This is a genomic window from Actinoalloteichus spitiensis RMV-1378 (genome assembly GCF_000239155.1).
Taxonomy (GTDB): domain Bacteria; phylum Actinomycetota; class Actinomycetes; order Mycobacteriales; family Pseudonocardiaceae; genus Actinoalloteichus_B; species Actinoalloteichus_B spitiensis.
In genome coordinates, this window is record NZ_AGVX02000526.1 from 1 (window position 1) to 6,114 (window position 6,114).

At 74.6% G+C, this 6,114-nt stretch carries 7 protein-coding genes; 6 read left to right on the forward strand and 1 reads right to left on the reverse strand.

All coding sequences use genetic code 11. The features are described from left to right. The 5 genes from ACTIDRAF_RS30235 to ACTIDRAF_RS0220940 all read left to right on the forward strand — a co-directional run. Positions 1-944: hypothetical protein (locus ACTIDRAF_RS30235; RefSeq protein ID WP_016700672.1), on the forward strand; the 944-nt coding region annotated here is incomplete at its 5' end. A gap of 74 nt (positions 945-1,018) precedes the next feature. Further along, entirely contained in the window at positions 1,019-2,191 is a 1,173-nt protein-coding gene (gene gcvT, locus ACTIDRAF_RS0220925) for a glycine cleavage system aminomethyltransferase GcvT (protein ID WP_157163178.1), read from the forward strand. Next, the gene (locus tag ACTIDRAF_RS30240; RefSeq protein WP_016700674.1) at positions 2,188-2,859 is read left to right on the forward strand and encodes a ribonuclease FAU-1 family protein; all 672 of its coding nucleotides are present in this window, start codon (positions 2,188-2,190) and stop codon (positions 2,857-2,859) included. Before gcvT ends, ACTIDRAF_RS30240 begins: the two co-directional genes overlap by 4 nt. A gap of 111 nt (positions 2,860-2,970) precedes the next feature. After that, positions 2,971-4,071 (forward strand): branched-chain amino acid aminotransferase, encoded by a 1,101-nt coding sequence (locus ACTIDRAF_RS0220935; RefSeq protein WP_016700675.1) that lies wholly within the window; start codon positions 2,971-2,973, stop codon positions 4,069-4,071. A gap of 263 nt (positions 4,072-4,334) precedes the next feature. Next, positions 4,335-4,520, forward strand: a complete 186-nt coding sequence (locus ACTIDRAF_RS0220940) for a hypothetical protein (protein ID WP_016700676.1) — start codon at positions 4,335-4,337, stop codon at positions 4,518-4,520. Positions 4,521-4,544: 24 nt separating this feature from the next. Here the strand turns inward: ACTIDRAF_RS0220940 and cobT are convergent, their stop codons facing one another. Then, on the reverse strand, positions 4,545-5,627 hold the full coding sequence (gene cobT, locus ACTIDRAF_RS0220945) for a nicotinate-nucleotide--dimethylbenzimidazole phosphoribosyltransferase (protein WP_016700677.1): 1,083 nt from the start codon (positions 5,625-5,627) through the stop codon (positions 4,545-4,547). Positions 5,628-5,853: 226 nt separating this feature from the next. On the opposite strand from cobT, the gene ACTIDRAF_RS0220950 reads away from it, so the two are divergent. After that, a complete protein-coding gene (locus tag ACTIDRAF_RS0220950) occupies positions 5,854-6,054 on the forward strand; it encodes a hypothetical protein (protein ID WP_016700678.1) in 201 nt (66 codons plus the stop codon). Positions 6,055-6,114: the final 60 nt, after the last annotated feature.

The window sequence follows — 6,114 nt, forward strand, 5'->3', positions numbered from 1 at the left end:
AGCCGGTCCTCGCCTCGGCAGGTCTCGTGGTCGCGGCATTGGCCGGTGTCGCGGCCCGGCTCGAACGGCCTCGCGGTGCGCGCTGGGGCCTCCCGCTGTTCGTGGTCGGTGTCCTCGGTGTGGTGGTGGCCGCCGCCGTGGGGGTGGACCCGGTCGCGTCCGGTTCGGCCACCGTCGTGGGGCGGGACTACGACTCGTTGCTCGGCGGGGTGGCGGGGGCGGCGGCCCTGTGGTTCTTCGCCATCGCCGGCTTCGACCGGGTGGTGCCGTCCGTCGAACGAGGTGATGACAGCACGTCCACCCCGGAGGACGGGGGTGCCGTTGGCGGCGGGATGCCGGGCAGGGGCACCGTCGCCGTGGGGCTGGGGGTGGTCGCGGTGGTCCAGGCGGCGTTGCTGGCCGGGGCGCTGCACCAGCTCGGCGCGGACCGGTTGGCCCTGGCGCCCGCTCCGCTGCTCGACCTGCTCGTCGCGGCCGACGCCACGCCCCTGTCCCGTCTCGTGCGGTTGGCCGCCGCGTTGGCGGCGCTGGCCGTTCTGGTTCCCCTGCTGCGGCGGCTCCGGGAAGGGGTGCGGGTGTTGGCCGTCGAACGGGAACTCCCCAGGGTGCTGGCGGGACGGGGGCGTGGCGAAGCCGTCGGGCCCCCCGAACCCGCCGTCGCGGTCCTGGTGCTCCCGCCGTTGCTGCTCCTCGACCCCGCCACCTCGATGGCGGTGGCCGCGTGCCTGCTGTTGGTCCACTACGCCTTCGTCAACGCCGCGGCGCGGGTGCTCATGGCCGATGAGAGGCACTGGCCGATGCGTCTGGCGTGCACCGGGATGTTCGGTTCGGTCATCCTCGCCCTGAGCCTCCCGGTGGCGGCGCTGGTGGTGACCGGGATGGTGCTGCTGGCCGGTTTCGCCGTCCTCACCCTGTGGGCCCGGTGGCGGCACCGGAGCTGGTGACGGCCCCGGTGGTCGCCGCCGGCGGTTTCCCCGGGGGAGGCGCCGCGCGGGGCGTCACGGGTAGCGTTCGGCCCGTGACTTCGCCAACACCATCGCCTGAGTCCCGCTCCGCTGACGCCGGCCAACCCGCCGGGACGGATCCAGCGCGCGGACCCCGACGGGGGCCGCTGCACGCCAACCACGAGCGGCGGGGCGCCACCTTCGCCCCGTTCGGCGGGTGGGAGATGCCCATCCAGTACGCCGGGGGTGGGGTGGTCGCCGAACACACCGCCGTCCGCGAGGCGGTGGGTGTGTTCGACGTCTCCCACCTGGGCAAGGCCACCGTGGCCGGTGCGGGGGCCTCGGACTTCGTCAACTCGTGCCTCACCAACGATCTCGGCCGGATCGGACCGGGGCAGGCCCAGTACACGCTGTGCTGCGCTGAGGACGGCGGCGTGGTCGACGACCTGATCGCCTACCTCGTGAGCGACGACGAGGTGTTCCTGGTGCCCAACGCCGCGAACACGGCCGAGGTCGCCGACCGGTTGCGCAGCGTCGCTCCCGAGGGGGTCACCGTGACCGACCAGCACACCGATCTCGCCGTCCTCGCGGTGCAGGGACCCCGGTCGCGGGCTGTGCTGGAGGCGGTCGGCCTTCCGGCCGACCTGGACTACATGGCCTTCGTCGACGTCGAACACGACGGACGCCGGCTGCGGATCTGCCGCACCGGCTACACGGGAGAGCACGGCTACGAGCTGGTCGTCGACCGCGACGGTGCCTCCGACCTCTTCGAGGCCCTGCTGGCCGCGGCCGGCGAGGAGGGCGGTCGCGCCTGTGGCCTCGGCGCTCGCGACACGCTGCGGACCGAGATGGGGTACCCGCTGCACGGCCAGGACCTGTCCCGGGAGATCAGCCCGTTGCAGGGCGGTGCCCGGTGGGCGGTGGGCTGGCGGAAGGACGCGTTCTGGGGGCGGGAGGCGTTGCTCGGCGAGAAGGCCGAGGGACCGAGGCGCCGGCTGCGGGCGCTCCGGGCCACCGGGCGCGGGGTGCCCCGGCCGGGCATGCCCGTCCTGGACCAGCGAGGAGCGGTGATCGGCCGCACCACGTCGGGGACCTTCTCCCCGTCCCTGCGGGTCGGCATCGCCCTCGCGTTGGTGGACTCCGCCGCCGGCGTCGACCTCGGCGCCGAGGTCGTGGTCGACGTGCGGGGGCGGCCGCTGCCCTGCGAGGTCGTCAAACCGCCGTTCGTGCCGTCCCACGTGCGATGAGCCGGGGGCGTCCCGGGGCGAGCACCCCCCGTTGGGGTGCGGGGGCGGAGATCCTGTTCCGCTTCCTGCGTCCCGACGGCACCGTCGGTGCCGTTCACCCGGCCCGGGTCGTCTCCGACGACGGTGCCGCCGTGTTCTGCTGGGTGCTCGGCGGCACCGAGATCGTCGCGACCCGCCTGCCCGACGGCCGGCTGGTGCGGGAGGCGCCGCTCGAGCAGCGCTTCGTGCTGGGCCGCCGTCCCTGCCGGTCGCGCTGGACGGGGAGTTCGACCCTCCGCTGGGTTCCGGAGGGCCAGTGGTCATCCGTGTGGTGGTTCTTCGGCCCGGCCGGCGACTTCCGCGGCTGGTACGTCAACCTGGAGATCCCGCGCGGCCGGACGCCCTTCGGCGTGGACCGCGTCGACGGTGTCCTCGACGTCTTCGTGCGACCCGACCGGACGTGGGAGTGGAAGGACGAGGACGAACTGGTCGCGGCGCTCGCGGCGGGGCGGGTGACCAGGGAACAGGCCGGGCTGCTGCGGGCGGAGGGGGAGCGCGTGATCGCGCTCGCCGAGGCCGGCGCGTTCCCCTTCGACGGCAGCCACCTCGACCCGCCCGACCCGGCCTGGCCACGTCCGGAGCTGCCGGCGTGGACGTGCCCCCCGGAAACGGCCCCCCTGCCGAGCTGAGTGCCGCCCGGCGGCGGTGACCAGCGGGTTTCGGGCGGACCGGGATACTCGGACCTCCGACACTCCGAGACTCGATTCTCGGAGTGGGGAGAAAGTACTAGTCTGCACGCCATGACGCCCCAGACGCCCTTCACCAGGACCCTCACCGACCGACCGGCCTCCGCCGCGGAGCGGGCGAAGGTACTGGAGAACCCGGGTTTCGGTCGCTACTTCACCGACCACATGGTGCGCGTCGACTGGCACGAGGACCTCGGGTGGCACGACCCGGCGCTGGTGCCCTACCAGGACCTGGCCCTGGACCCGGCCAGCATGGTGTTGCACTACGGGCAGGCGATCTTCGAGGGGCTCAAGGCCTACCAGCAGCCCGACGGCTCGGTGGCCACCTTCCGCCCCGAGCTGAACTCCGAGCGGTTCCGCGCGTCGGCGCGCCGGCTGGCGATGCCCGAACTCCCCGACGAGCTGTTCCTGCGGTCCCTCACCGAACTCGTCACCGTGGACCGCGAGTGGGTCCCCCGGGACGGGGAGGAGTCGCTGTACCTGCGCCCCTTCATGATCTCCACCGAGGTGGGGCTCGGGGTGCGGCCGGCGAACCGCTACTCCTACCTGTTGATCGCCTCGCCGGCCGGGTCGTACTTCACGGGTGGGGTGAAGCCCGTCAGCGTCTGGTTGTCCACCGAGTACGTGCGGGCCGCCCCGGGGGGTACGGGCGCCGCGAAGTTCGCGGGGAACTACGCCGCCTCGCTGCTCGCCCAGGCCGAGGCCGCCGCGCAGGGCTGCGACCAGGTCGTCTGGTTGGACGCCGTGGAGCGGCGCTGGATCGAGGAGATGGGCGGCATGAACCTCGCCTTCGTCTTCGGTGAGGGCGAGGGCGCGCGGCTGGTGACGCCGGCGCTGACAGGCACCCTGCTGCCCGGGGTCACCCGCCGGTCGCTCCTGGAGCTCGCCGTCGACCTGGGACATCCCGTCGAGGAGCGGCGGATCTCCACCGAGGAGTGGGAGTCCGGGGTCGCCTCGGGGGAGATCACCGAGGTCTTCGCGTGCGGGACCGCCGCCGTGATCACCCCGGTGGGGCGGGTGCGGCACGCGGGCGGCGAGTTCCTCGTCGGTGACGGAGGGACCGGCCCGGTGACGGCGCGCCTGCGGGAACGGCTGACCTCGGTGCAGCGGGGGCTGGCGCCCGACCCCCACGGCTGGATGCGCACGCTGGCGTGACGAGGGGCCGGTCCCCAGCCCGGTTCCGGACCGGTTGACGGGTCGTGGTGGACGGTCGGGCTCGGCGCCGAGCGCGGTGGTGCGAGAGGGGACGGGCGACGCCCCTTCCCCGTCGCGGTGCTCCTCGCCGGTCCGGTGTGGTCGTGGCCGACCCGGGCGGCACGATGCCGGGGCGCTGTGCCGCCCTCCCGCCAGCCCAGGAGGGCTGCCCGCGGCCAGCGGGCGACGGGCGGTCCTCGCCCCGGAACCCGCACCATGGCGCGGTGGACTCCGGACAGTGGTTGGCGATCACCGTTTTCGTTCTCGCTACCGCCGCCGCCCTGGGCGTGGGCGGCTGGTTGCTGGTCGACCAGCGCCCCCGGCGGCGGTGGCACCCGCTCCTGGTGCTGTGCGCCCTCGGGTGGCTGGCCGCGGCCCTGTCGCTCCTGTCGGCCTTCGGTGGGCCGTGACCGGAACGAGCGCCTGGCCGAACCTCAGTCGCGGACGGCCCCCGGCAGCGGTGGGGGAGCGATGACGGGCCCGGACACACCCGCCTCCTCGTAGGTCGCCATCTCGCCGAGTGCCCGACCGGCCAGGGTCAGCAGGGGTAACGCGGCCAGCGCCCCGGTGCCCTCGCCCAGCCGGAGGCCGAGGTCGACCAGCGGCTCCTTGTCGAGTTGCCGGAGCACGGCGTCGTGTGCCGGCTCGGCCGACCGGTGCCCAGCGATCCACCACTGGGCGGCGCCGGGTGCGAGGTCCTCGGCGAGCAGGGCGGCCACCCCGGTGAGCAGCCCGTCCAGCACCACGGGGGTGCGGCGGACGGCTGCCTGGGCGAGGAAACCGGTCAGGGCCGCGACGTCAGCACCGCCCGCGACGCGCAGCAGGTCCAGCGGGTCGTGGGCCACCGGTCGCCCCCGTCGGAGGGCGTCGCGGATCGAGGCGGTCTTGCGCATCCATCCCCGGTCGTCAACTCCGCTGCCCCGGCCCACGGCCGCGACCGGCTCGATGCCGGTGAGCGCGGCGGCCAGGGTGGCCGCGACGGTGGTGTTGGCGATCCCCATGTCCCCGACGACCAGCAGGTCGGCGCCACCGTCCACCTCCTCGTCGGCGATCGTCCGCCCCGCCTGGACCGCCGCCACGACCTCGGCTCCGGTCAGCGCGTCCTCGCGCCCGATCACGCCGGAGCCCCGACGCACCTTGTGGCCGGCGATGGGGCCGGGGGTGTCGGCGTCGACGGCGATGTCGGCCACCCGGACCCCCACCCCGGCGTTCGCCGCCGCCACGTTGGCCGCGGCTCCACCGGTGAGGAAGTTGGTGACCATCTGCGCGGTGACCTCGGGCGGGTAGGCGGAGACCCCGTTGGCGGCCACGCCATGGTCGGCGGCGAAGATCACGAGGCGGGGACGGGCGAACGGCCGGGGTGGGCAGGTGCCCTGGCAGGCGGCGATCCACACGCCCAGCTCCTCCAGGCGGCCGAGGGAGCCAACCGGCTTGGTCAGGGTCTCCTGGCGGGCGACGGCCTGCCGCCGGGCCTGCTCGTCGGGCCGGGGGACCTCCGGGAACTCGACGTCCCGCATGCTGGGCTCCGCACTGGACACGTGTTTCCTCCGTTGGCCTCGACGCGTCGGCTGACCTGTCCGCGTCAAGCCTGCCAGAGGGGTGGGCGGGGCCCGACCAACGGGCACGGCGCCACCACCGGGTTGGCTTTCCGGTCCGGAGTCCGGCCGGCGGGACGACCTGGCCCGGTCGAGGGCGGCCTGGCTACGGTCGCACCGTTCGGACGGGCGAGTGAGGGAGACGGACGTGAGCTACCGCTGGCGCTACCAGGATTCGACGGGCTCGGAGGTGGCGGGCCCGGACGTGGTCTTCGGGGAGCAGGAGGACGCCGAGGAGTGGTTCCAGGACGAGTGGCGGGCGCTGCGCTCGGCCGGGGTCGCCTCGGTCACGCTGCTCCGGGACGACGCCGAGGTCTACGGGCCGATGAGCCTGAGCCCGGAGTCCTGAGCGACCGGGCCTGACCGGCGGGGACGCGGGGGGCGGATGCACCGCCCGGCCGGTGTCCCC

What these genes read in the sequence shown, in the direction of transcription:
- ACTIDRAF_RS30240 (WP_016700674.1), top strand. Translation starts at nt 2,188, where the DNA reads ATGAGCCGGGGGCGTCCCGGGGCGAGCACCCCCCGTTGGGGTGCGGGG.
- ACTIDRAF_RS0220935 (WP_016700675.1), top strand. Translation starts at nt 2,971, where the DNA reads ATGACGCCCCAGACGCCCTTCACCAGGACCCTCACCGACCGACCGGCC.
- cobT (WP_016700677.1), bottom strand. Translation starts at nt 5,627, where the DNA reads ATGCGGGACGTCGAGTTCCCGGAGGTCCCCCGGCCCGACGAGCAGGCC.